This is a genomic window from Caulobacter sp. Root343, assembly GCF_001425745.1.
Taxonomy (GTDB): domain Bacteria; phylum Pseudomonadota; class Alphaproteobacteria; order Caulobacterales; family Caulobacteraceae; genus Caulobacter.
The window spans coordinates 269,150-293,769 of sequence record NZ_LMDF01000011.1 but is presented as its reverse complement, the minus strand read 5'-3'; the positions used below and the strand labels follow the sequence as shown (position 1 = coordinate 293,769).

The following is a 24,620-nucleotide window of genomic DNA, read 5'->3' as shown; positions in this document are numbered from 1 at the left end:
GGGGCCTGCTTTCACCGTTAGCACCGCCCACCTCGACCGCGAAGACGGGAGCGCTACCAGCGCCGCGCACGGCGACGCTGTGACGCGCCGCAAAAAGTCGTGAAAGAGTGGACTTCCTTAGGCTTCGACGTGCTATGTTGCGATGCAACATAGCGAGTGCGCCATGCTCTACGCCCTACATGAGGCGGCCTATTACGCCTCGACTCCCATGCGCCGGATGGCGCTGGCGGCCCGGGACTTCTGGGGATCGCCGCTGAATCCGGCCGGGGACACGGCCCTGGGCCGGCGAATGCACGCCGGCGCGGACCTGTTCGCCAATATCACCCGGCGCTACGGCAAGCCGCGCTGGAACATCGACTCGATCAAGGTCGGCCAGGTCGACGTCCGCGTGCGTCCGACCGTGGTCTGGGAAAGCCCCTGGGCGCGGGTCATCCAGTTCGACCGCGACATGGCCGACATGCGCCGGGCCGGCAAGTTCTCGCTGGATCCGGCCGTGCTGATTGTGGCCCCGCTGTCGGGCCACTACGCCACCCTGCTGCGCGGCACGGTCGAGGCGTTCCTGCCCGACCACGCCGTGTTCATCGTCGACTGGGTCAACGCCCGCGACGTGTCGGTGCTGGAAGGCCGCTTCGACTTCCACGACTATATCGACCACATCATCCAGATGCTGTCGGTTCTGGGGCCGCGCCCGAACGTGGTGGCCGTCTGCCAGCCCGGGCCGCCGGTGCTGGCCGCCGCCGCCCTGATGGCCGAGCAGAACCACCCTTCGCGCCCGGCCAGCATGACCTTCATGGGCTCGCCGATCGACGCGCGCCTGTCGCCGACCGTGACCAACCAGCTGGCCGAGGAAAAGCCGTTCACCTGGTTCCAGTCGAACATGATCTACACGGTGCCGCCGCCCTATCCGGGCGCGGGCCGGCGCGTCTATCCGGGCTTCGTCCAGCTGGCCAGCTTCATGAGCATGAACGCCGAGCGCCACCAGGAGGCTCACCGCCGCTACTTCAACGACCTGGTGAAGGGCGACGGCGACAGCGCCGACAAGCATCTCGAGTTCTACGACGAGTACCTGTCGGTCCTGGACCTGACCGAGGAGTTCTACCTCCAGACCATCGACATCGTCTTCCAGCAGTATCTGCTGCCCAAGGGCGAACTGATGCATCGCGGCGAGCGGGTGAAGCCCGAGGCGATCACCGACATCGGCCTGATGACCGTCGAGGGCGAGAACGACGACATCTCCGGCATCGGCCAGACCCAGGCCGCCCACGGCCTGTGCGCGAACATCCCCGAGGATCTGAAGCTGGACTATGTGCAGCCCGACGTCGGCCACTACGGCGTGTTCAACGGCCGCCGGTTCCGCGAGGAGATCTATCCGCGCGTGCGGGCCTTCATCCGCAAATGCGACCCGAACTTCGAAGAAGAGGCTTGAGGCTAGGCGTCACGGTCGCCTGCGGCCGGCCCCGGCCGTTGGTCGGGGTCTTCCAAGTAAGAAAAAGGCCGGCTTGCGGCCGGCCCCGGCGCGCACGATCTTAGGGCCCGATGTTCGCGCTCAAGGCCCAACGTTTTTCCGACGGTGATCGACTGGAGATCGGCGGCTGGCCCGTTCGCCTGCGGGTGGACGGCCGGGCGCGGCGCGTGTCGCTGCGCGTCGACCGCGCCAAGTCCGAGATCGTCGCCCTGGCCCCCACGCCCCGCCGCCTGAACGAGGCTGTCGCCTTCGCCCAGGAAAAATCCGGCTGGATCGCCAAGCAGCTGGCCGCCCTGCCCGAGCGGATGAGCCTGGCCCCGGGCGGGATCCTGCGCCTCTACGGCCAGCCCTACCGGCTGGAGGTCGGTCCCGGCCGGGCCCGCATCGACGGTGACCGCATCATCGCGCCCGATGACGCCAACTGGGGCCTGAAGGTCATCCGCCTGGCCAAGCGCCAGGCCCTGACGGTGCTGACCGAGCGCACCGCCGTCCATGCCGCGGCCCTGAACCGGCCGATGCCCTCGGTGGCGATCGCCGATCCCAAGGCGCGCTGGGGCTCGTGCCGGCCGGCCACGCCGCGGGCGCCGGCGGCGATCCGCTACAGCTGGCGGCTGATCCTGGCCCCGGCGGCGGTGGCCGACTATGTCGTCGCCCACGAGTGCGCCCACCTGATCGAGGCCAATCACGGACCACGCTTCTGGGCCCTATGCCACCAGCTGGTCGGCGATCCCGCGCCCCACCGCGCGTGGCTGCGCGCCCACGCGGCGGAGCTGCACGCGATTTCCGCCTAGTAAGGCAACTGATCGGCCGGCGGCGGCGCGCCTTGCGGGGTTTCGGCGGCCGGGCCTTCCGGCGTCGGGGCCGGATCGATCAGATCGCCGATCGGATCGGTCGGGGCGATCGGCGGAGGCTCGACCACGCCGCCGGGGATCGGGGTGGCCTTCAGGCGGGGCAGGGCGGCGGCCATGAAGGTGCGCCAGACCTCGGCGGGAGCGCCGCCGCCGGTGACCCGCTTCATCGGGGTGTTGTCGTCCTTACCGGTCCAGACGGCGGTGACGAAGCCGCCGGTATAGCCGACGAACCAGGCGTCCTTGTAGTCGCTGGTCGTGCCGGTCTTGCCGGCGATGTCGTAGCCGGCGACCTTGGCGCGCGTGCCGGTGCCCGCGGCCACGACCTGGCGCATCATCTGGTTCATGTACTGCAGGGCCGGCGAGCCGATCACGGCCGAGCGGGCCTGCTTCTCGACGCTGTGATCGTACAGCACCTTGCCGCTGGCGGTGCGGATGCGTTCGATGCCGTAGCCCTTGGCCAGGAAGCCGCCGTTCGAGAATGGGGCGTAGGCCTGGGCCATCTCCATCGGCGAGACCTCGACCGCGCCCAGGGCCATCGACGGGTCCAGCTGGATCTTGCTGGTGATGCCGAGCCGGCGGGCGGTGGCGGCGACGTTGCTGGTGCCGACCTCGTTGGCCAGGCGCGCGGCGACCGTGTTGATCGACTGGGACAGGGCCGTCTGCAGGGTCATCGGACCCAGGTACTTGTTGGTGTAGTTCTTCGGCTCCCAATTGCCGATCTTGACCGGCTCGTCGACGACCATCACCGACGGGGTGCGGCCCTGCTCCATGGCGGTCAGGTAGACGAACGGCTTGAAGGCCGAACCGGCCTGGCGGCGGGCGGTGGTGGCGCGGTCGAACTGGCTGTCGGCATAGTCGGCCCCGCCGACATAGGCGCGGATGCGGCCTTCGCCGTCGATGGCCACCAGGGCCGCCTGCTGCACGCCTTGCGCCCCGTGGCCCTCGACGCCCAGCTTCACGGCGCGTTCGGCCGAGACCTGGATCGGCAGGTCCAGCGTGGTCTCGACCACCAGGTCCTCGGTCGGTTCGCCGACCAGCGAGCGAACCTGGGCGTCGATGAAGTCGGTGAAATACTGGGCGCGCTGGTTGGCCAGGGTGGCCGAGACCTGCACCGGGGTGCGGAAGGCCTCGTCGCGTTCCTCGGCCGTGATGGCCTTGATGCGCACCATCTCGTCGAGGACGATCGTGGCGCGGCGGGCGGCGCGCTCCTTGGCCGAGACCGGCGAATAGCGGGCCGGGCCCTTCATCATGCCGGCCAGCAGAGCGGCTTCGCCGATGGTCAGCTGGTCGGCGGGCTTGTTGAAATAGCGTTGCGAGGCGGCCTCGATGCCGTAGGCGCCGGCCCCGAAATAGACCCGGTTCATGTACAGGGCCAGGATCTGCTTCTTGGAGAACTTCATCTCCAGCCAGACGGCCAGGATCAGCTCCTGGGCCTTGCGCCGGTAGTTCTGGGCCGGGCTCAGGAACAGGTTGCGGGCCAGCTGCTGGGTGATGGTCGAGCCGCCGCGCTGGGGACCGTCATGGGTGGCGTTCCACGCCAGCGACCGCATGATGCCCCAGGGGTTGAAGCCGAAGTGATGGTAGAACTGGCGGTCCTCGATCGCCACGAAGGCGGCCGGCACGTATTTCGGCAGGGCGTCGATATCGACCGGCGGCGCGTACTGGCTGCCGCGCACGGCCAACAGGGCGCCCGAGCGGTCCAGATAGTTGATCGAGGGCTGGCGCTTGACGTCGTAGAGCTTGGACGTATCCGGCAGGTCGCTGGCGAACACCGCGAAGAAGGCGACGACGAAGATCAGGCCCCAGACGCCCAGGACCGTCCCCCAATAGACCAGGGCCTGGAGCGGGGTGCGCTGCGGCTTGGCCGCCTTGTTCCCGCCAAAAGGTCCGTTCGCCATGGTCGTCCTGTATCCTGCGCGCCTTGTGAAGCGCGTTCGGTTTAGCCCAAGCCCACACAACGCGCGACAAGATTGACGAGAAGTGAACGAAGCTTAAGGCGCGCTTGTGGCGGCGGTCTCTTGGCGCCATGTTGCCACCTATAATTGAGGAAACAAACAGCGAACGATCATGACGGTCTTGGCCTCGTCACAAGCGGTCTCCGAAGTCGTCCCGTCCGGCTTGGCCTCGCCGTCCGAGGCTGCCAAAAGAACCCCCGTGTATGTTCCTCCCGATTCTCCAGAGCTAGACCACGCCCGCGACGTCCTGCGGCGCACTTTTGGCCATGCCGACTTCCGAGGCATGCAGGCCGGGGTGATCAGCGAGATCTTGGCCGGCCACAGCGCCATGGCCGTGCTGCCGACCGGCGGCGGCAAGAGCCTGTGCTACCAGATCCCGTCGCTGATCCGGCCGGGCCTGGGCCTGGTGATCTCGCCGCTGATCGCCCTGATGGCCGACCAGGTCCAGGGCCTGCGCCAGGCGGGCGTGGCGGCCGAGCGGCTGGACAGCAACGTCTCGATGGACGAGCGCGCCGACATCTGGCGGCGCATCGACGCCGGCGAGGTGGACATGCTCTACCTGTCGCCGGAAGGCCTGATGCAGCCGTGGATGCTGGATCGGCTGTCCCGCACGCCGCTGGCCCTGGTCGCGGTCGACGAGGCTCACTGCGTCAGCCAGTGGGGCCACGACTTCCGGCCCGAATACCGGATGATGGGGCGGCTGGCCGAGCTGTTCCCGAACGTTCCACGCCTGGCGGTCACCGCCACCGCCGACGCTCGCACCCGTGACGACATCCGCGCCGAGCTGCGCCTGCAGGGCGCGGCGGAGTTCGTCGACAGCTTCGCGCGTCCAGAGCTGGCCCTGTTCGCCGAGCGCAAGCGCGGCAAGGGCCATGACCGGGTGGTCGAGCTGGTCCTGGAGCGGCCCGGCCGGGCCGGGGTGGTCTATGCCGGCAGCCGCGACTCCACCGAGAAACTGGCCGAGAAGCTGAACGCCGAGGGCGTGCCGGCCGTGGCCTACCACGCCGGCCTCGACAAGGCCGTCCGCGCCCGCCGGCTGGAGGACTTCCTGGAGGCCGACGCGGCGGTGATGGTGGCGACCATTGCGTTCGGCATGGGCGTCGACAAGCCCGACGTCCGCTTCGTGATCCACGCCGACCCGCCGGCCGCCATCGAGGCCTATTGGCAGGAGGTCGGCCGCGCCGGCCGCGACGGCCAGCCGGCCGAGGGCATCACCCTGTACGGCTCGGCCGACATGGCGTGGGCCGGCCGTCGGATCGAGACCAAGGACGCCCCCGACGAGGTCAAGCAGGCCCAAGCGAGGAAGCTGCGCCAGTTCTATGCGATGCTTGAGGGCGTCACCTGCCGCGCCGCCGCTGTCCGCCGCTATTTCGGCGAGGAGGGCGTGGACCGCTGCGGGGTTTGCGACATCTGCGTCTCGCCGCCGACCGGGATCGACGCCACCGAGGCGGCGCAGAAGGCCCTGTCGGCCGTCCACCGCATGGGCGGCCGCTTCGGGCGCGGGCGGCTGATCGAACACCTGCTGGGCAAGACCAAGGACGTCACGCCCCAGGAAGCCCAGCTGCCGACCTTCGGCATTGGCCGCGAACTCAGCCAGCCGGCCTGGCGCGACCTGTTCGACACCCTGATCTTCGAAGGCCTGCTGCGCGAGGATCCCAACGACGGCCGTCCGCTGATCGGTCTGGGCGACGTCGAGGGCGTGCGTCAGGTCTATCGCAGCGAGCGGCGGGTGGCCCTGCGGCAGATGGTCGAGGCCGCCGAGACCGGCGGCCGGGCTGGCGGGGCCGTGCGCAAGCGCCGCGAGGGCAAGGCCCTGACCATTCCGGCCGAGAACCAGGTGCTGTTCGAGGCGCTGCGGTCGTGGCGCAAGGAACAGGCCCAGGCCCAGCACGTGCCGCCCTATGTCATCTTCCACGACGCCACCCTGGCCGAGATCGCCGCCGCGCGCCCGGCCACCCTGGCGGCCCTGGGCAAGGCCGGCGGCGTGGGCCAGGGCAAGCTGGATCGCTACGGCGAAGCGGTTTTGAAGGTGGTGCGGGAGAACTAAACCGGCCGCCGGGTGTTGGTAGCGGGTCAAGCCGAGGAGCTTCCCCCATGACTGACCTCACCAGCCCCTACCCGACGGACACCTCGTCGGCCGCCGCCGCCGCCGATGGCGTCAAGACCGCGGCCGCCGAAAAGACCAAGCGCGCCAAGGAAGCGGTCAGCAAGGCCGTGAAGTCCGCGCGCGAGACCGCCACCGAGGTGGCCCAGCAGACCCGCACCTTCGCGGCCGAGAAGGCCAAGGTCGGCGCGGCCTGGACCAGCGAGAAGGCCAAGGTGGCCCACACCGCCGCCGAGGAGCACCCGATCGGCGTGGCTGTCGGCGCGTTCGCGATCGGGCTGGGCATCGGTTTCCTGATCGCCCGCAATCTCGACTAACTGAACTACAAGCTTAGGCGCTCGGCCTGCACGCCCGCCGCCCGCAAGGCGGCGAGGCGCGCGAACGCCAAGGTCAGGGCCTTGCGACGCGCCGGCGCCAGGGGCGTGAGCGGCGCCTCGCGCACGACCGCGCCGCCGAAGCCGTCGGCGACCACCAGGCCGGGCTCTTCGGGCAGGACGCCCTCGGGAAAATGCGGCGCGACGGCGAAGTAGAAAGCGTCGCAATAGGGCGCGTATTCGCCCCACTTCCGGTCGACCCGGAAATCCTCCAGCCCCGACTTCACCTCGACGATCAGGATGTCGCCCTTGGGCCCCAGCGCCATCAGGTCGGCCCGCCGCCCATTGGGCAGGGTGACCTCGGCCAGCGGCGCATAGCCCAGGTCGATCAGCAGCCGCGCGGCGCCCCGGGTCACGGCCAGGGTGGTCTCCGGGCGGCTCTGAAGTTGGATGATCACGTCCATCGGCCGGATCATGTTCCAGCTTTGTTCGCGGATCAAGACCGTCACACCGCCGGGTGCTCCGGATATTCCAGCTTCTCGTAGCCCAGCGCCTTCACCCGCTCGATCGCCACCGCCTTGGTGGCGGCGGGCATGTCGGGCTTGCGGGAGATCAGCCACACATAGTTGCCGCCCGGCGTGGCCATGATCGCCCAGCTGTGATCGTTGGCGCAGTCGAGGACCCAGTATTCCTGTTTCCTCAGTCCCCCCAGGAAGCTCATCGTGAAGCGGGTGTTCTGGCTGCCGTCGATGATCCGGCCGGTGGTGGTGAAGACCTTTTCAGTCCCGTGAGGCCCGCCACGACGGCAGGTTTGGAGGACCTTGAAGCTGGCGCCGTCCTTTGCACTGGAGTCTGGCGCGGTGAAGTCGGTGGTCGGAGCCTCGCAGTCGCGCTGGCCGAAGTTGGGCGTGCGGGCGATCTCGTACCAGCGTCCGGAATAGAAGTCGGCGGTGACCGGTTTGGCGGGCGGCGGAGCGCCGGCCAGCGCCGCGCTCGCGGCGAGGGCCAGGGCCATAACGGCGAGGACGGTGGTCTTGATCCGGCGCATGAGCCCACCTTGCTACAGGTTGGCCCAAACGCGAACCGCCCCGTCGGCGTTCCCGGCGGGGCGGTCGATAAAGCGAGCCTCGAGGCCTATTCGGCCGCGATGCTGACCCCATTCGCGGGTCGGTTCTTGAAGTTGATGGCCTGCAGGTGGCGGATGCCCTCCTCGGCGATGTCGTCGCCGACCATCCGGTCGCCCTCGGCCTTCAGCTCGTCGACGTCGACGTACATGGCGTAGAAGGCGCGGGTGCGGTCGGTGATGATGCCGGCGTTGAGCAGGGTCTTGACCAGCACCCGGAAGATGTTGGTCTGCTCCTTCATGTTCTCCCGACGCAGGTCGTCGGTCATGATCTTCCCGTACTCCTCGACCACCTTGTCGGGGTCCAGGCCGAATTCGGCATAGAGGTCCAGCTGCTGGTGCGGCGAGACCAGGTTGAACAGCAGGGTCTGGAAGCAGTGGGCCGCCCAGTCCTCGATGATGGCGTGCTCTTCGGGTGTCAGCTTGGGCACCGTGCGGTCGGCCCAGATCTTCCCGAACTTGTGGTGGAAGGCCTCGTCGGTCATCACCAGCTGCAGCAGGCGTTTGCCGACCGGATCGTGGATCTGGTTGTAGAAGGTGGCGAAGGCGCCCATGGCCAGGCCCTCGACCAGCATCTGCATGCCGATGATCTTCTTGTAGACCTCGGGCGCGCCGATGATCTCGACCAGCAGGGTCTGCAGGGCCGGGCCGCACGCGACCGGCTTGCCCCAGCGGGCCTTTATATACTTGGCGAAGGCCGTGACGTGGCGGGCTTCCTCGCGAGTCTGGTTGGCGGCGTATTCCTGCGCGCCCTGGTCCTTCAGCACGTGGCACAGGCTGGCCGACAGGTTCAGCGCGCCCTGCTCGCCGTGCAGGATCGACGAGAAGCTGCGCAGCACCGACTGGTTGATGAAGCGGATGCGCTGCTTGGGATCGGACAGGTGGTCGGAGACGTAGTCGGTCGACAGGGCGATCACGAGATCCTCGGGCACCAGGGCCTGGTTCTCCATGTCGAACGGCTCGTCGAAGTCGATATAGGCCTTGTCCAGCGGATCCCAGAAATGGTCGTGGGTGGCCGAGATGATCTTGTCGAAGGCGCTGGAACGATTGCCGTAGCGGTCGAGTTCGAGCATCGCCTCGAAGTCGTCCGGCGCCACCGCGTCGTACATGGCGTCTTTTGTAATGTTCTTGTCGGTCATGTCGGCGCTCCCTATCGGCCGGGTGACGTCCATGGGCCGGGTCCGTCTTGCGCGGATCCTCGACCTATCTGAACACTGTCAACTCAAGTGAGCGAGCGGGTCAAATGAAAAGTGACGGCAGCGTCAAGTTCGCTCGAGGCGTGAGTTGGTGAAGAGAATGAAGATCTTCGTGCTGACCGGGGCCGGCGTCTCGGCCGAAAGCGGCCTGGGCACGTTCCGCGACAAGGACGGGGTGTGGACGAAGTACGACCTCAGCGAGGTCGCCACCCCCGAGGGCTTCGCCCGCGACCCGGCCAAGGTCCGCGACTTCTACAACGCCCGCCGCGCCAACCTGGCCGGCGCCGCGCCGAACGCGGCCCACCTCGCCCTGGCCCGGCTGGAGACCGAGCTGACCGCGCGCGGCGGCGCGCTCTATCTGTGCACCCAGAACGTCGATGACCTGCACGAGAAGGCCGGCTCGCGGCGGGTGATCCACATGCACGGCGAGCTGGCTGTCACTCGCTGCCATCACTGCGAGGCCACATGGCCCGACACGGCGCCGCTGACCGCCGAGACCGTGTGCGAGGCGTGCGGTCGCGCCGGCGGCGCCCGGCCGCACGTCGTCTGGTTCGGCGAAACGCCGCTGTTCATGGACGAGATCGAGGACGCGCTATCCGAAGCCGACCTGTTCGTCTCGATCGGCACCTCCGGCTCGGTCTATCCAGCGGCGGGCTTCGTCACCGAGGCGCGGGCGATGGGGATCGCCACCTGCGAGATCAACCTGGAGCCCTCGGCCAACGCCTATGTGTTCGACCAGAAGCTCTATGGCCCGGCCAGCGAGGTCGTGCCGGCGTGGGTGGAGCAGGTGTTGGCTAGCCTCTAGGCCGGCCGCGCCACGCCCTGTTCGCACCAACCCAGCGGCCGGGGCGTCTTGTCCATGTAGAAGCGCCGCGCCTCGTCCAGCCGAAAGCCGGCCGCCTCGATCGCCGCCGTAACGGGCCGAGTCAGATGACAGCCGCCCGCCAAACGCTTCCAGAGCGGCTCCAGCCCCCGCTGCCATCGCGCCGTGCCGGGATCGGGCGAGAGCCCGTGCTCGCAGAACAGGAACCGGCCGCCGGGACGCAGCACCCGGCGCGTCTCGGCCAATACGGCGGCGGGCGAGCGGACCGAACACAGGGTGAAGGTGCACAGCACGGTGTCGAAGCTGGCGTCGGCGAACGGCAGGGTCTCGGCCTCGCCGGCCGCGATCTCGACCTGGAGGCCGTCGGGACGTGGGGCGGCCTCGGCGATCGCCCGCAGCTCGGCGGAGGGGTCGACGCCGGTCACGCGGCTCACCCGCGCGGGGTCGTAGAAGGCGAGATTCAGGCCGCCGCCGATCCCCAGTTCCAGCACCTGGCCGTGAGCCTGGGGCACGATCCGGGTCCGCTGCTCGCGGAAAGCCGGCGCGCCGCAGGCGCAACACAGCAGTTTCGGCAAAATGTAGCGCTCGTATAGCGACGCCATGGCTGGTCCTCCCGACCGATGAACAAAACCCAGGCCCGTCTCGCCGGGTCAAGAGAGGCTCCTGACAGGAACTGTCACCATGCGCTTTATTCGAAACGGATTGTCGCCGGAGTTCCGCCATGCCCAAGCCGCTGAAGCCACCCGCCGAGGAAGCCGAGGGCCAGTGCGCATGCGGCGCGGTTCGCCTGGCGATCGGCGTCCCGGCGCGCTGGGCGTACCACGACCACTCGGAAGCCAGCCGCCGCGCCCAGGGCTGCGCCTACGCCACCTATGTCGGCAGCTATCGCAGCCGGTTTCGCTGGCTGGACGGCGAGGACTTCGTGACCCGCTACGAGCACGAGGGGACCACGCGCGGTTTCTGCGCCCGCTGTGGGACGCCGCTGTTCATGGAGCGCAAGCGGGCTCCGACCATGATCAACCTGCCGCGCGCCCTGTTCACGACCCGCACCGGCCGCGAGGCGCGCTATCATACCTCGCTCGATCAGGCGCCCGACTGGGCCTTTGCCGGCGGCAAGCTGGTCCCGCTGAAGGGCTATCCCGGCGTGATGTGGGAGCGGCCCAAGCCGAAGAAGAAGCGCGCGGCGATCGACGACTTTCTCTAGCGGTCTTCCAGCGCGGCCAGCACGGTCGGCTGCACCCGGGCCAGCTCGACTAGCCGCTCGACCAGGGCTTCGCGGCTGTCCAGGGCCAGGCCGTCGCGCAGGCGGGACATGCGCTCGCGGACCTTGGACAGGTCGGCGGCATTGGCGGCGGTGACGACGGCCGCTTGGTGCTTGCACGCTCCGAACTTCTCGAAGCCGGGACAGGTGCACGCGCCCTCGCCGGCCGGGGCGCGCAGTTCGACGACATAGAGGGCGCCGGCGCTGCCGGTGACGTGGGCGGTGACCTTCTCGTCCTCGATCGCCACCAGGTCGACGTCGCCCTTCTCGGCCATGGCCGCGCCGCTCTCGAACCAGCGCTCGTCCATGCGCTCGCGCCAGGCGTCCAGATCGAAAAGGCTCATTCCTCGTCCTCGATGCGGTGGTGTCGTCGTTCCACGCGGTGTGGGGCGCATCCAATACCGTCGTTCGTGCCGCCCACCCAGGCCTTTCGAACCTTCGCTGGCCGGCGCGGGCCCCTAGTCGCGAGGCTCGCCATTCTCCCAGAAGTAGGCCTCGCGCAACGGGTCGTAATAATAGAAGCGGCCCAGCCGCCGGTCGAAGAACTGGCGGCGCCCGGGCGTGTAGGGATTGGCGGCGGCGGGGGGCGGCGCCTCGGCGCGGTCCGTGACGACGTCGCTGTTTTCGTCGGCGGGGCCGGCGGCGCGATCGACCGTATGGGCCGGGGCTTCGTAGAAGACCGTCCCGCCGGTCTCGCCCGGCGCGGTGGCGGCGAAGCGCGAGGTGTCGGCGCCGACCAGGGTGATCAGCTTGGAGAACCGGTTGGGGCCGTATTTCTCGTCCTCGGCCACGTCGAAGTCGAGGTGCAGCTGCACCTCGCAGAGCAGGCCGTTGGGCCGCACCTCCTGGGTGATGCGGGCGACGCCGGCTAGACGGTCGTGGACCTCCTCGCGGCAGGCGGCGTTGTCGGGCCACAGATAATAGTAGCGCCCCACCAGGTCGTAGTTGGCGTTGGATTCGTTGCGCCGCTTCAGATCGTAGATCGCGACCACGTCCCGCCCGCAGGGATCGGCGGCCTGGGGCGTCATGCGCTGCACGCCGCGATACGACGCTTTGAAGGCGACGGAGTCGGCGAACCGCCGCGCCTGCTCGCAATCGCCCCGAAAGGCGTTCTGGGCGTGGGCTTGGCTCGCGCCCGACAGCAGGGCGACGGCGACCGCCGCCACGAGGGATCGCGTCGCTCGGATCATGGTCTGGCTCCTTGGCAGGTGGCGACGGCGCGCACCTGGCAGTAGTTGACGCCGTTGGGGCAGAGAGTGTCGCCGGCGCGGACCGACAGGGTCTCGCCGCCTTCGCTGTCGCAGGCGGCCCGGCCGGCCAGCTCCACCGCGGAAGAGAAGTTCGCCGTCGGATCGACCTTCACGAAGGTCGAGGCGGTCCAGGTGCGCAGGGCCGGCGCCGGCGTTGGTGTCGGCGCACGCACGGGCGCGACGGGGCGGCGAGGCGGGAGGGGCGCGGGCTTCGGCGGGGCGGGAACAACGGGCGCGGCCCGCTTGGGTGGTTCGATCTTCGGGGCGGGCGGCTTCGCGACGGCCTTGACGGGCGACGGCTTGGCCTTGGGCGGGATAGGCTTCCGCGCCGGAGCCGGCTTTTGCACGGGCTTTTCGTCGATCGGCGGCTTGGGTCGCGCCTCGACTTCGACCGGCGGCGGCTTGGCGACCGCGTCGATGCGGGCGAGGCCGCGTTCGCCCTCGCGCTGCAGGATCGAACCGTCGCCGAGCTGGGCCACCCGGGCATAGAGGCCGCGCGCCTCGGCCAGTCGATCGGCATCGCCGCCGGCCTGGGATTCCAGGAGCTGGCCGAGCGCGAGCACGGCGTCGGCCCGGCTGCCGGCCGCGGCCTGGCGAAGGCGCGCTTCGGCGGCGGCGGGGTCCGGGGCGCGGCCGCCCTCGCCGTGGGCCAGCATCTGGCCGAGCGCCAGGGCCGCGTCGTCGCGCGCCCGCGCCGTGTCGGGTCGACCGTCGTCGGCAGCGCCAGCGGCGCGCTGCAGCCAGCCCAGCGCCTGATAGGCATAGGCGCCGCGGTCGGGATTGGCCGTCTCGCCGGCCCGCAGGCGATAGAAGGCGCCCAGCCGCTCCATGGCCGCTGGCTCGCCCGCCGCGGCGCGCGCCGTCGTCTGGGCGTCGAACCGTTCGGGCAAGCGCAGGCCTTGGGCCGGCGCGTCCGGGCAGCGCAGCCGCCAGCCATCGGCGGCCGAAAGCCACTGGCAGCCCGTCGGCGCGGCGGGGGCGACGGCTTCGGGCGCCTCGGCGCGGGAAGGCGGACGTGGATTGAGCTTGGGGCCGACAAGGGCGGCGGCCACGGCAACGGCGACCACCGCGAGGCTGACGGCGCCGGTCCACAGGCCCAGCCGGCGACGGGCCGGCGTGTCGCGGGCGAGCGTCAGCGGGGCTTCGGCGACGGCCGGCGCCGGTGCGGACGGATCAGCCTCGGCCTCGACCGCCGGCGGAGGCGGCACGACGAACGGATCGGTCTCCGGTTCCGGCTCCGGCGACGGAGGGGCTGGCGGCGCCTTCGCCAAGCCGTCGAACCAGGGGCTCTCCTCGGGCTCGGGGCCGAGATCCAGGCCGGCCAACCACGCCGCCGCGCTGGCGGGACGATCCGCCGCGACCGGCGCCAAGCCCGCCTCGATCCCGACGCGCAAGCCGGCGGACATCACGACGCCGCTCGGCCAGACGTTGTCGCCGGCCACACGGGCGGCGAGGTTGGCGGCCGGCGGCGCGTTGCCGGTCAGCAGACGCTGGAGCAGGGCGCTGGCGGCGTAGAGATCCGCGGCCGGGCCGATGGGATGGCGCAGGGCGCCGTCGTGGGCTTCCGGCGGCGCATAGCCGGACTCGACCAGGCCTTGCTGGCCGCGCAGCACGCGGAAGAACGGGCGGCGATCGATCATGAAACCGGTCAGGCGAACCTCGCCGTCATCGATCAGCACGGCTCGAGGCGACAGATCCCCGTGGACAACGCCGGCCGCGTGCAGCTCGCCGAGGGCCTCGGCCAAGCGGCGGGCGAAGGCGGCGACGACAGGCTCGGCCACGGGGCCGGGATGGCCGGCCAACCACATCTCGAGGGACGGGCCGGGCGGGGGCTGCAGCCAGAAGCAGCCGCTCGCCGCCCGGACGACGTCCTCGACGGGCAGGGCGGCGCGAGGCGCGACGGCCCGCAGCCGCCGGCCGAGCGCCTCGAAAGCGTCCTGCGCCGCCGCGTAGAGGTCGGCCACGTCAGGGAGGGCCGTCAGCCGGCCGCCGACGTCGCGCACGACGCCAGTCGGGGCGAAGCGCACAGCCTCCAGCGTCTCGCCCTCGACCGCGAACGTCTCCAAAGCGCCTTCGCGGCGCAACGGCCGCAGGCGCAGCGGCTTGCGGAAGCCGTCGACCTTTAGACGGAGCGGCGTCTCGGTCCGGAGGACCGTCATGGCGTGTCTCCACAATCGGCGACGGCTCGGGTCGCCGCCTCTATGATCCGATCGGCCTCGTCCGCCGCCGGGGTCTCGAGGGGGACGAGGGCCACGCGGATCGGCGTGTCCGAACCGTCTCGACGCCAAACGCTTTCCGAGCCTCCACCGTTGAGTCCGAGGGTGGCGCGCATCAGGACGGGATCGCCGGCAAGGCCGGAGCAGGCGAAGAAGTGCGGCCAGTCGCGCGCGGCGGGGCTGTCGGCCGCGACGTCCACGGTAAGCCAGCGCGGCGCCGTGGCGTCGACACGCGGCGCCGGCGAAGGCCGGGCCATCCCGGCGCCAAGGCCGATGGCGGCGAGCCACAGCACGGCGACGCCGAGGCGCGGGACCCAGGGCTTCATGTCCCGCCTCCGGCGATCCAGGCATGGGCGGCGGGCGAGCGCAGGATGGCCGCCGCCACCGCCAGGGCGGGTGTCTCGGCCTGGCGCTTGTCCTGCAGATTGACGACGATGGTCAGGCCTCGCACGGGCCGCCCGCCCTCCTGACGCACGGCGACGACGGCGATGGCGTGCCCGTCGAGCAACGGAGGCTCGACCGGACGCAGCGGGAGGGTGACGACGCGGCCGTCCGGCTCGGGCTCGAAATCCCCCGGCTGACAGTTGCGGTAGCCGCAGGCGTAGCGCTGCATCTCCGCCGCCGCCTGGTCGGCGAGATCGCGCCGGCTCGCGACGCGCACCCGGCAGCGGGTCTCCTTGAGGCCCAGGATCTGCCGCGCCGCCTCGGCCCGGTCGCGCGGCGCGACGAAGCCGAACTTGAGCACGCCGGCCGCGGCGTCCCATCGCAAGCCGCAGTCGCTGCGCGCAAGTTGCCGCAGCAGGATCGCGCCTGGTTCGCTGGGCGCCTCGCCGGCGACCTTCATGGTGCCGGTCTTGCCGAACAGCGCGACGTCCGGGCCGTAGCCCATGCCGGCGAACTCGCGGCCGAGCCAGGCGGCGGTGCCGCTCTTCACCACGCGCGACAGGCCGTCGAGCACCGTGGCGCGGACGCCAGGGCTGCGCATCGGCAGGTCGGCGGCTGGCGGATCGGCGGCGGGGGTGAGGCGGGCTCGCACCTGGCGGCCGGTGACGATCCGCGAATAGACCTCGGCCATCTTGATGGCGCTCCAGGTCGAGCGGCTGCCGCCGAGCACGGCCATCAGATAGTCGTTGCGGAAGGAGGCGACGGCGTCGAACCCGAGGTGCTCGCGCTCCGGCGCGGCGCCGGCCAAGGGCGAGGCGCAGGGCGGCGTCGCCCCGGCCAGGCCCCGCCAGACGCCGACATCGTAATGACAGCCTCCGCCCTGGCCTGCGTCGAGGTCGAACAGCCGGGCCAGGCGATCGGTCCAGGCCGGGCCGCGTCCGGGCGGCGGGCGCAGGACCCATCCGAACGGCCCCGGCGCCGTCGCCTCGCCGAACACTGGCAAGGGCGGGGTGTCGGTGCGGCTTCGCCCTTCCAGCGACCAGGCCTCAACCGGCGGCGGCTGGGCGCGCGCCGGTGCGGACGGCGCGGCCGGATCGCGATAGGCCAGCATCATCAGCGCCAGGGCGTAGCGGTTGTTGGAATGCTCCAGGAAGGTCGGGAAATCGGTCATGCCGAGCCCGTGGTTGTCGAACCCGCCCTTGCCGAGATCCATGCCCAGCACAGTGCGGACGCGGCCGGTGGCGCCGCCTTGGATCTTCAACGTCGCCAAGCCCGGATCGGCGTCGAGGATCGCCAGGGAGAACGGCCCCTTGGCCATCGAGCCGACAGGCAGGCGCTCGAAATTGTGGTTCTGGTCGATCAGGTTCTGGCCACGGCGCATGCGGCGCTGAGCGGGCGCGAGATCGTTCTCGATCAGCGGCCAGGAGGCGACGGCCAACACCTGGCCGCTGGTCGTGTCCATCACCGTGACAGCGGCCTTGAAGGCGTCGCCGGGGTCTGGCTTGGCGTCTGGCGACGGGCTGGCGCGCACCGTGGCGACACCGGCGGACAGGGCGTCCTGGGCTTCCTGTTGCAGGCGCGCGTCGAGCGACAGCCGCAGGGGCTTGGGCGGTCGACCGGCCATGGCGCGTTCGACCGGCTGCGCCAGGGGCTGTAGCGCCGGGAAGTAGGCGCGGGCGCCCGATGGTTCGCCGTGGGCGATATCGGTCGGCCCGCCGTCGAGGCGCAGGCGCAGCACCGACTGGCCGGTCCGCAAGGTCAGGGTCTCGCCTCGTGGGAGGGGCGTCAGGGTTACCTCGCCGTCGGCGCGCGGCCGCGCGTCTCGGCCGCCGACGCGGATTTCCAGGATCGACGGGGTCTGCACCCGGACGACGGCCTGGTCTCCGATCAGGATCACCGAGCCGACGGCGTGCGGCGGGGCGTCGCCATCCTTCAGGCAGATCGAGAGGGCCCGGCGCGGCCCGGGCGCGCTCGCGCGGCGCGTCGGCATAAGGATGTCGCAAGCGGCGGCGGGCGCGCCCCGCGGTTCCAGAACGATGGGGGGCGGGAGCGGCTCGCCCAGCGGCTGCAGGCGCGGACCCGGCGAGGGGCCGGCGCGGAACAGGATCGGCCCGTTCCAGGCGCCGCCGCCCGAGAACGGCCGATCGATCTGGTGGGCGTAGGGATCGATGCCCTCGACCCATTGGCCGTCGTCGCTGAGCCGCCAGACCGCCGGGTCCTGGAGATCGTTGCGCAGATAGGACTCGTTGACGAAGGCGCGCAGACGCCGGTCGTCGCCGACCGGGCCGTCGCGCAGGGCGATCCGCGGCTCGCCGTGGGCGTCGTAGCGCACCGACAGCCATTGCCGCTGGGCGATGGCGTCGACCAGGCGATCATAGCCGCTGGCGACACCCTGGCCCGACGGCCGTCCGAGGGCGGCGAGCACCGCCGGAGCGCCGGCGACAAGGGCGACGACGGCGGCCAACGGCGCGGCGATGGTCAGGACGCGGGTCCAGCTCGCGGAGCGTTTCGGCCGGCGGCTCATCGCTTCGCCTCCGAAGCGCGCTCGGCCAGGCCCCAGACGGCGAGGGCGACCAGGATCGCCCCCTCCAGCAGGTCGCCCCCAGAGGTCGGGGCCAGGAGATAGGCGTTGCGGCCGGTAAAGGGGACCAGCTGCAGGTTGGCCAGGGTCATGTAGGTGGCGGCGCCGAACAGGCACCACAGGGCCAGAAGGCCCGTGGCGCGACGCGCGTCGAGACCGATCGTGCGTGTCATGAACTGGACGGCGATGGCTGCGGCCGCCAGCAGGGCCAGGAGCAGGCCAGTCGCCAGGCGTCCGAACGGCGACATCAGGTGGATGGCGGTCAGGTTGTCGGTGGCCTGCACCGGCTTGAGAGCCGTGAGATTGGCCGGCGACAGGTAGCCGCGACCGAACAGCGAGCCCGTATAGTCCGAAAGCTGGGCCGACCAGATCTTCAGGGCTTCGGCCTCGGTCGAGGCGTCCGCGCCCAACGCCTCGGGGGCGGCGATCAGGTAGAGCCGCAGCAGGTTCTGGCTGGCCTTGGCCTGACGGTCCAGCGACGCCAAGGCCTGCTCGTCGCTCAGGCCGCGCGACATCTGGGCGGTCTGGCCCAGGCGATCGGCGCGGGCGGCGCCGACGGCGCCCAGGATGGGCAGGACGAGTAGCACGGCCATCGCCGCCGCCGCCGGCGCTGTCCACGGGAGGCGCGCGACCCGCCGACGCCAGGCCAGGCCGGCGGCGACTCCGGCGATCGGCAGGAACATCAGGGCGTAGCCGCTGTCGCGCACCGTGAACGGGACGACGAAGGTCGCCAGGGCCAGCAGCGTCCAGAAGACGCCCGGACGAAGCCATCCGGTCGGCCGGGTTTCGCTGGCGGCCAGGACGCGACCGAAACCGATCAGGATCAGGGGCGTGTAGACGACGCTGATCGCCAGCACCGTGACCCCGAGGTCGATGCGCTCCTTCCAGCCGACAGCCCCGACCGCGAGGCGGGCCACCAGGACGATGACGAGCAGCAGGACGCCGGACAGCCATCGTGGTTGGGAGGAGGGCGGCTGTCGCCAGCGCGCGGCGAGACGACCGAGGGTCGAAGGGGCGGCGCCCTTGGCCGGCGGCGTGTTCGCGGCGCGCCAGAGCACGGCGAGACCCCAGGCGCCGATCAGCAACAGGGCCAGGACGCTGAGGTGATGGGTCCAGGCCAGCACGGCGGTGGCGGTCAGCGGCGGGGCGAGATCCAGCGTCAGGTCGCCGGACTGGCGCGGCTCGCCGGCCCGCGCCCAGGCGAGCAGGGCGGCCGGAACGGCGACATAGGCGACGGCGGCGTCGCCGAGGATCTCGCGCCAGTCCAGCGTCGGATCAGCCTCGGCGGCGGCCAGGCCGATCAGCAGCCGCAGGGCCAGCAGCAGATGCAGCAGGCTGAGGATCGTCCACAAGGCGGGGCGACGATGGAATAGGTCGCGGCCGGCGACGAGGACGCTGACGGTCCAGGCCAGGATGATCAGCACCGCCGGCCAGGGCGCCGCCAGCCGATCCAGCGCGAGATGCGCGGTGCGCAGGGCGGGGCCGGCGGCGGGCGCGTCCAGCCTGGCGTGGGTGAAGCTGGCGCAGGCTGGTCCCTGGGGCGCGACCGGCGCCGCACGAAGCGCGTCGGCCGTGAGCCCGCCGACAATGGCCGCCTCGAGCCCCAAGCGTCGCGGCGTCCCACTTGGCTCGCAACGGCCGACCACCTCGGTCGGCGGCGTCCTGAAGGCGATTTCGGCGAGGCCGTCACGCTCGGCGAAGGTCAGGCCGCGGCGCAGCTGCAGGCGACCTCGGCGCGCGTCCGGCTGATCGAGATCGCCATCGACGAAGCGTGGTTCGAAGATCTCCACCGTGATTCCCGTTCCGAGCGGGATGGCCACGGGCGGAGCGTAGGGAACGACCCGGCCGCCTCGCGCGATGCGCGCGCCCGGGTCGGCGAGAATGATCGACCAGGCCGAGCCGCCGAACCCGCCTTGCTGAAACAGGAAGCTGCGGGCCGGAGCGCGGGTTCCGGCCTTGCCGACGCAGAGCCAGCGATCGCAGTCGGCTAGCAGGCCGCCGGAGTCGGGGGCGCCGCGACGAGGAAAGAAATCGCGCAACGGATGGATCGCCTGAACCGGGGTCCAATCGTTGACGCCGCCGAAGGCCAGCAGGGTCTTGCGCGCCGGCATGGTCGGACCGGCGCCGGCGCCGGGCCGCGCCACGACCTCGCCGTCGCGCCAGTTCGCGGGGATCAGCACCCGCCCGCGCAGCACGGCCCAGGCGGCGCCGGCCTTCTCGCAGGGCGCCTGGACACAGACGGCGTCCCCGTCGGCGAAGGCCAGGGCGGTGGGCCAGGCGAGGCGTCGGCCCTGGCGCAGGCCGATCACGGTCTGTGGCGGCGCGGCGTCGGTGCCGGCGATGACCAGCGCCAGCGGCGGGGCCTCGCCGCCACGCGAAAGATCGGGCTCGACCGTGGCGAAGCCGGCGGGCAGCCGGGGAACGACGAGGTCGTCACGGCTGGCGTCGCCGCCGAGACGCAGCGGGAATTGGCGGACCTCGGCCGTCAGCCGAACCAAGGACAGGCGAAGCTCGCCTGTCCTGCCCTGGAGCGTCGCCGTCAACAGGCATCCCACGACCAGCACGGCCGGCGCCGCAACGCCCACGGCGAGGGCCGCGATGCGCGAGGCCGAAGGTTTGCGTCGCGCGGATCCGCCGTCCGTCGCCACACGCCAGAACGCCAGACCGAGCGCCAGGCAGGTCACACCCAGCAGGACGCCGCTCATCCGCTGCCCGCCCTCCGCGCGGCCCCGAAGGTGGATCGGCCCAGCAGCCGCCAGCGGTCGAGCGCCCGCTTCAGGGCCAGGAGCCGCCACAGCGCCAGGCCCACGCCCGCGATCGCCGCCGCGACCAGGCATGGCCAGCCGAGGCGCGGGCCGAGGGTCACGATCACCGGCGAGACCGCCGCCACGTGCTCGATGGGTGCTGGACAAAGCTCGGCGTCGTTGCGCACCAGGGCCCGCCGCGCCTCGCGGAAGGCCGGATCGGTGTCCATGCCGGCGCCCTGGCAGAGGTCTCGCTTCAGCGCCGCGCCATGCGGCGTGTCGCCCAGGGCCGCGAGGCGCTCGGCAAAGGCCGGCGTCGGCGACGACCAGGGCTCGAGCTGCGACAGGCCCAGACGCTCGATCCACGTCCCCCCGCCCCGGGTGGGGGCAGCGCCGACCGTCGAGGTCCCGAGGTGCGGCGTCAGGCCGAAAGCCCAGGCGAGCCCGACCATGGCCAGCATGGCCAGGAGACCGCTGGCGACCAACGGCGCAGCGCCGCCGCGCCGGTTCACGGGGCCGGCTCCGCCAGCGGCGCCTCGGCCGGCTGACGCCGACGGAACAGGCTGGCCACCCCGTCCCAGGCGCGCCGCTTCTCGGTGTGTTCCTTCAAGCGCAGCAGGGCGCGGATCAGCTCGGTGACCCCGACATGGCCCAGCCGGTAATTGATGGTCGTCGAGCCGCGCGCCACGCCTTCGAAGGCGGTGGCGAACTGGAAGCTGGCGAGGGCGAACCATTCGTCGATCTGGCGCGCGACCCCCGGCCGCAAGGCGTTGAGGGTCGCGAAGGCGTCGGCCTTGCGCGGCTCGCGCCGGAGAACGCGCAGCAGATGGGCCGCGCGCGGATGGCCCTGCAGTAGCCGGCGGATCGGCAATTGCACCGCGTCGGAGCGGTGGGTGAGGTCGTCGCTCTTGGAGAGGACGATGAACATCGGCTTGGTCGGCTTCTTGCGCTCGGCGTCGCGGCTGCGGTCGAACACGGCGTAGGCGTCGATCGACGGGTCCAGGTCGGGGCCGCCGCGCTCCTCCATCACCACCATCAGCTGGGCCATGAGGCCGACGCCGCTGATATATTCGCCGAGCTCCTCGTGCTTGGAGGCCAGGCGCTGCAGCGCCTGTTCGACGCCGCCCTCCAACAGGCGCCTGCGCTCGCGGACCAGGGCCTTGAGCTTGGCCTGAGCCTTGCCGTCGCCGGCCTCCGTCGCCTTGCGCGCCTGGGAGATCATCCGCTTCAGCGTGTCGACCCGGTCGATCAGCGCCTGGGGCGGCGGCAGGCCGGCCGGATCGACCGCCGCGGTCCCGCCAGCGGCGGCGCGACGCCACAGCACGTCGTGGGCCAGCTCCGACAGCAGGGTCTCGTCGGCCGGCAGCAGGGTCAGGAAGGCCTGGCCGGTATGGATCACGTGCCGCATCAGGGTGTTGGACTCACCGAGGAACGAGCCCTCCACGGCGCGCAGGAAACGCTCGCCCGGAATGTCGATGACGTAGAAGTCGTTGGCCCCCTTGCGGAAGCGGTGGGCCGTGAACTGCACGGTGTTCTCCACGTCGCCCGGCGGCGCGCGGCGCGGATAGCAGGCATAGGCGTCGCCCTCCTGCAGTTCATACTTCAGCCGGTTCAGAAACCAGGTCTTGCCGGCCGTCGGAAAGCCCAGCAGCACCACGGTGAACACGCCGGACTCGCGGATGCGGCGCAGGGTCTCGATGTCCAGCTCGCGGGCGGCCTGGCCGACGATGGGGCCGTTGGCGGCGGGCTCGGCCTCGGTCGGCTCGGACGCGAAGGTCGGCGCTTCCGACGCCGCGGCGGCGGCCTGGTCGACCTTCTGCTCGACCAGTGCGCGCAGGCTTTCGCTCAGGCCCTCGGGCGGCTGCGGCTCGGATGTCGGCGGCGCCTGAGGCTTGGCTTCGGGCGGCGTCATGCGGCGCAGGGTGTCGATCACCTCGCCCATGGTCACACCGGGCGTGGGGGTGGGCGCGTCGGAGGCGCGAACCGCGGGCGTGGCCGCGCGGCCCTCGGCCAGGGCGCAGTGCGGGCAGTCGGCGAAGTCTTCGCCGGAGAACGCGTTGGTGCACACTTCACAATAGATCATCGCGCCGCCCTCTCCGCGCCGGCCGCGGCGACCAGGGCCCAGGCGGCGCGGGTGAACTCGGCCGGATGGCGCGCTTGGCGCAGGCCGGCGGGGATGGCCCGAGCCGCCAGCGTGGCCGACAGTTCGGGGGCGAAGGCCTTGGCGACCTCCAGCACCTTCGGGTCGGCGAGGGCGGCGTCGGCGCTGGTCGGCGGCGCGGCGAGCAAGGCCGAAAGGGCGATGCGAAGGCGAGCGCCCTCCACCGCTCCGCGCGCGCATCGCAGGCGCAACAAGGTTCCGGCCAGCCACCGCGTGTCCTCGTCGTCGAGACGGGCCAGGGCGGCGTCGAGCGTGGCGTCGAGGAAGGCGGCCCCGACCGGCGCGATGGCCTCGGCGAAGGCGGGGTCGGCCGCGAGCCGCGTCGCCCACAGACGGACGACGCCGGTGAGGTCCAGGCGATGGACGATGTCGCCCAGCCAGGCCGCGACGGCGGGGCGGGCCATCACCTCGTCCAGGCCCGGCAAGGCCGTCAGGGCGACGGGATCAGCGCCGTCGACCAGGCCGCGCACATAGAAGGCGGCCCCCTCCGCGTCGGCGACCGCGACCACGGCGTTGAACGTCTCGGACACGCCCTCCCGCAGCGCCGCGCTGACCGCGTCGGCGCCGCCGGCATGGCGTATCACCGCGCGCAGCAGCGCGATCATCGCCGCGGGGGTCAGAGCGGCGCAGGCCGAGGCGATCTCCTCGAACATCACGTCGTCGGCGGGCAGGCGGGCCTTGTCCTGCGACCACCGGGCCGAGCGCAGGGCGGCGGCGGCCGGCTCTCGCTCCGCGATCGCGGCCAGCTTCAGCCAGGCCTTCCAGGCCAGGGACGGTTCGGCGAGCGCCCTGAGCGACAGCAGCTCATGCGTGGCCTGGAAAGCCGCCGGGCTCTCGGCCGAGGCGTAGGTCACGAGCTTGAAGGCGCGGGCCGGATCGAGATCGCCAGCCGGCGCGACCAGGCTGGTGCTGGCCCATCCGGTGAGGCGCGCCCGCCGGGTCGAGGACTCGACGCCCTCGACCAGGGCGCAGAGCACTGTTTCAGGATCCTCGTCGCCGACGTCGACAGCGACGTCGGCCCAGCCCACGCGCGATGCGGTCAGCGGCCGGGCGACGGCGCAGGTCAGGTCGCCGGGCGAGACCGTGATCGGCTCGAGGCCGAAGGCGGCGTCTTCCGGTTCGGGCAACAGACGCAACAGGCGGGGCGAAGCCCAGTCGAGCGCTTCGAGCAAGTCGGCGTCGACGACGAGCAGATGGGCGACGGCCACCGGGCCAAGTTCGCCCTCGCCCAGGTGACGCGCCCGCGCCACGGCGAAGCGTGAACCGTCGCCGGCGAGCGGCAGCATGGCGACGAAACGACGCCGTCGCAGCATGGCCCACCCGGCCAGGGAGAGGGCGAAGTCGGCGAGACCCGCCTGGCTTTCGGAGGTCAGGCGCGGACCGGCGTAGCGACGCAGGCCGTAGTTGCGGCCCTGGGCCTTCGGGCCGATGACGGCGGTTGGGACCAAGACGGTCATTGGGGCGTCGCCGGTGTCGGAGCGGCTGGCGGCGTCGTAGCGGCGCCGACCGGCTGGGCTGAATGCGCCGAGGCGTCGCCGCTGGCCGTGGCCGGCCGTCCCAGGGTGCGTGGCGGCGTCCTTGCGGCTGGCTTGGCGGGGACCGGGGCGGCGCGCTGAGCAGAGTGAGGCCGCTCGGCCGTGGGGCGGGGCGGAGCCTGCGCCGGCGCGTCGGGTTCCGGGACAAGCGGTGCGATTGGCGCGGCGACCGACGCGGCCGGCGGCGGCGCCGCCGCCAGGGCGCCTTCGGTTCTGCCCGTCCGCACCCCGAGGAGGAAGGCGGCGGCCAGCAGCGCGATCGCGGCGACGGCGATGAGGCCGAGGCCCCAAGGGGACGCGACCCGAAGAAGGCCGCCGCTCTTGCCGCGGCGTTCGAGCGCCTCGGCGATCCGATCGGCGGCGTCGGCGGTCAGGATCCGGTGCTGCTCGGCGACGGCGCCACGGGCGGCTTCGCTCACGGCGCGGGTCAGGGCGATCGACATCGCGCCGTCCGGGTCGTCCTTCACCGCCTTCCCGGCCCATTCGAGGATCAGGACCGCGAGTTCGCGCCGCAGAAGTTCGACGTCTGGAAAATGGCCGTCCGCCATTGCTCGGTCCTCGTCGCCGGTGGGCAGGCGCAGACGATCGCGAGCCCGTCGGGGCCTGCCGTCTGCGCGGGCCGAAGCATCTCCCTTCCAAGATGAAGCGCGCCTGAAC

General features: G+C 71.5%; 21 protein-coding genes. 6 read left to right on the top strand and 15 right to left on the bottom strand.

The window, feature by feature from the left end; all coding sequences use genetic code 11:
• Positions 1 to 163 precede the first annotated feature (163 nt).
• Entirely contained in the window at positions 164 to 1,426 is a 1,263-nt protein-coding gene (locus ASC70_RS23175) for a polyhydroxyalkanoate depolymerase (RefSeq protein WP_056055208.1), read from the top strand.
• Positions 1,427 to 1,536: 110 nt separating this feature from the next.
• Positions 1,537 to 2,256: a M48 family metallopeptidase gene (locus ASC70_RS23170; protein ID WP_056055205.1), complete on the top strand. Its 720-nt coding sequence runs from the start codon at positions 1,537 to 1,539 to the stop codon at positions 2,254 to 2,256.
• Here ASC70_RS23170 and ASC70_RS23165 read toward each other — a convergent pair.
• Positions 2,253 to 4,214, bottom strand: a complete 1,962-nt coding sequence (locus tag ASC70_RS23165) for a transglycosylase domain-containing protein (protein ID WP_056055202.1) — start codon at positions 4,212 to 4,214, stop codon at positions 2,253 to 2,255. The two genes, ASC70_RS23170 and ASC70_RS23165, sit on opposite strands and share 4 nt — an antisense overlap.
• Before the next feature lie 256 nt (positions 4,215 to 4,470).
• Between ASC70_RS23165 and recQ the strand changes: the two genes are divergently transcribed.
• The gene (recQ, locus tag ASC70_RS23160) at positions 4,471 to 6,318 is read left to right on the top strand and encodes a DNA helicase RecQ (RefSeq protein ID WP_056055199.1); all 1,848 of its coding nucleotides are present in this window, start codon (positions 4,471 to 4,473) and stop codon (positions 6,316 to 6,318) included.
• 47 nt (positions 6,319 to 6,365) lie between these two features.
• On the top strand, positions 6,366 to 6,692 hold the full coding sequence (locus ASC70_RS23155; RefSeq protein ID WP_047412107.1) for a hypothetical protein: 327 nt from the start codon (positions 6,366 to 6,368) through the stop codon (positions 6,690 to 6,692).
• A 5-nt stretch (positions 6,693 to 6,697) separates the two neighbouring features.
• Here ASC70_RS23155 and mmcB read toward each other — a convergent pair whose 3' ends face one another.
• The 3 genes from mmcB to ASC70_RS23140 all read right to left on the bottom strand — a co-directional run bounded on the left by mmcB (position 6,698) and on the right by ASC70_RS23140 (position 8,951).
• Entirely contained in the window at positions 6,698 to 7,153 is a 456-nt protein-coding gene (gene mmcB, locus ASC70_RS23150; RefSeq protein ID WP_056055331.1) for a DNA repair putative endonuclease MmcB, read from the bottom strand.
• A gap of 41 nt (positions 7,154 to 7,194) precedes the next feature.
• On the bottom strand, positions 7,195 to 7,737 hold the full coding sequence (locus tag ASC70_RS23145) for a lipocalin family protein (RefSeq protein ID WP_056055196.1): 543 nt from the start codon (positions 7,735 to 7,737) through the stop codon (positions 7,195 to 7,197).
• A gap of 86 nt (positions 7,738 to 7,823) precedes the next feature.
• Complete coding sequence (locus tag ASC70_RS23140) at positions 7,824 to 8,951, bottom strand: ferritin-like domain-containing protein (RefSeq protein WP_056055329.1); 1,128 nt, start codon at positions 8,949 to 8,951, stop codon at positions 7,824 to 7,826.
• A gap of 157 nt (positions 8,952 to 9,108) precedes the next feature.
• On the opposite strand from ASC70_RS23140, the gene ASC70_RS23135 reads away from it, so the two are divergent.
• Positions 9,109 to 9,813, top strand: a complete 705-nt coding sequence (locus tag ASC70_RS23135; RefSeq protein WP_056055193.1) for an NAD-dependent deacylase — start codon at positions 9,109 to 9,111, stop codon at positions 9,811 to 9,813.
• Here the strand turns inward: ASC70_RS23135 and ASC70_RS23130 are convergent.
• The gene (locus ASC70_RS23130; protein ID WP_056055190.1) at positions 9,810 to 10,433 is read right to left on the bottom strand and encodes a class I SAM-dependent methyltransferase; all 624 of its coding nucleotides are present in this window, start codon (positions 10,431 to 10,433) and stop codon (positions 9,810 to 9,812) included. The genes ASC70_RS23135 and ASC70_RS23130 overlap by 4 nt on opposite strands.
• Positions 10,434 to 10,552: 119 nt before the next feature.
• Here ASC70_RS23130 and ASC70_RS23125 point away from each other — a divergent pair, with 119 nt between their 5' ends.
• On the top strand, positions 10,553 to 11,035 hold the full coding sequence (locus tag ASC70_RS23125) for a GFA family protein (RefSeq protein ID WP_056055186.1): 483 nt from the start codon (positions 10,553 to 10,555) through the stop codon (positions 11,033 to 11,035).
• Here the strand turns inward: ASC70_RS23125 and ASC70_RS23120 are convergent.
• The 10 genes from ASC70_RS23120 to ASC70_RS23075 all read right to left on the bottom strand — a co-directional run bounded on the left by ASC70_RS23120 (position 11,032) and on the right by ASC70_RS23075 (position 24,511).
• The gene (locus ASC70_RS23120; protein WP_056055184.1) at positions 11,032 to 11,436 is read right to left on the bottom strand and encodes an SWIM zinc finger family protein; all 405 of its coding nucleotides are present in this window, start codon (positions 11,434 to 11,436) and stop codon (positions 11,032 to 11,034) included. The two genes, ASC70_RS23125 and ASC70_RS23120, sit on opposite strands and share 4 nt — an antisense overlap.
• A 114-nt stretch (positions 11,437 to 11,550) precedes the next feature.
• Positions 11,551 to 12,282: a hypothetical protein gene (locus ASC70_RS23115; protein ID WP_056055181.1), complete on the bottom strand. Its 732-nt coding sequence runs from the start codon at positions 12,280 to 12,282 to the stop codon at positions 11,551 to 11,553.
• Positions 12,279 to 14,501: a hypothetical protein gene (locus ASC70_RS23110; RefSeq protein ID WP_056055178.1), complete on the bottom strand. Its 2,223-nt coding sequence runs from the start codon at positions 14,499 to 14,501 to the stop codon at positions 12,279 to 12,281. Before ASC70_RS23110 ends, ASC70_RS23115 begins: the two co-directional genes overlap by 4 nt.
• Entirely contained in the window at positions 14,498 to 14,884 is a 387-nt protein-coding gene (locus ASC70_RS25140; RefSeq protein ID WP_056055176.1) for a hypothetical protein, read from the bottom strand. Before ASC70_RS25140 ends, ASC70_RS23110 begins: the two co-directional genes overlap by 4 nt.
• Positions 14,881 to 17,466, bottom strand: a complete 2,586-nt coding sequence (locus tag ASC70_RS23100; RefSeq protein ID WP_056055174.1) for a hypothetical protein — start codon at positions 17,464 to 17,466, stop codon at positions 14,881 to 14,883. Before ASC70_RS23100 ends, ASC70_RS25140 begins: the two co-directional genes overlap by 4 nt.
• Positions 17,463 to 20,228 (bottom strand): hypothetical protein, encoded by a 2,766-nt coding sequence (locus ASC70_RS23095; RefSeq protein ID WP_056055172.1) that lies wholly within the window; start codon positions 20,226 to 20,228, stop codon positions 17,463 to 17,465. Before ASC70_RS23095 ends, ASC70_RS23100 begins: the two co-directional genes overlap by 4 nt.
• Positions 20,225 to 20,779: a hypothetical protein gene (locus tag ASC70_RS23090; protein WP_056055170.1), complete on the bottom strand. Its 555-nt coding sequence runs from the start codon at positions 20,777 to 20,779 to the stop codon at positions 20,225 to 20,227. The genes ASC70_RS23095 and ASC70_RS23090 overlap by 4 nt, the downstream gene beginning before the upstream one ends.
• Positions 20,776 to 22,350 carry a hypothetical protein gene (locus tag ASC70_RS23085; RefSeq protein ID WP_056055168.1) on the bottom strand — a complete coding sequence of 525 codons (1,575 nt, stop codon included), beginning with the start codon at positions 22,348 to 22,350 and terminating at the stop codon, positions 20,776 to 20,778. The genes ASC70_RS23090 and ASC70_RS23085 overlap by 4 nt, the downstream gene beginning before the upstream one ends.
• The gene (locus ASC70_RS23080) at positions 22,347 to 23,885 is read right to left on the bottom strand and encodes a hypothetical protein (protein WP_056055164.1); all 1,539 of its coding nucleotides are present in this window, start codon (positions 23,883 to 23,885) and stop codon (positions 22,347 to 22,349) included. Before ASC70_RS23080 ends, ASC70_RS23085 begins: the two co-directional genes overlap by 4 nt.
• Entirely contained in the window at positions 23,882 to 24,511 is a 630-nt protein-coding gene (locus ASC70_RS23075; RefSeq protein WP_056055161.1) for a hypothetical protein, read from the bottom strand. The genes ASC70_RS23080 and ASC70_RS23075 overlap by 4 nt, the downstream gene beginning before the upstream one ends.
• Positions 24,512 to 24,620 lie beyond the last annotated feature (109 nt).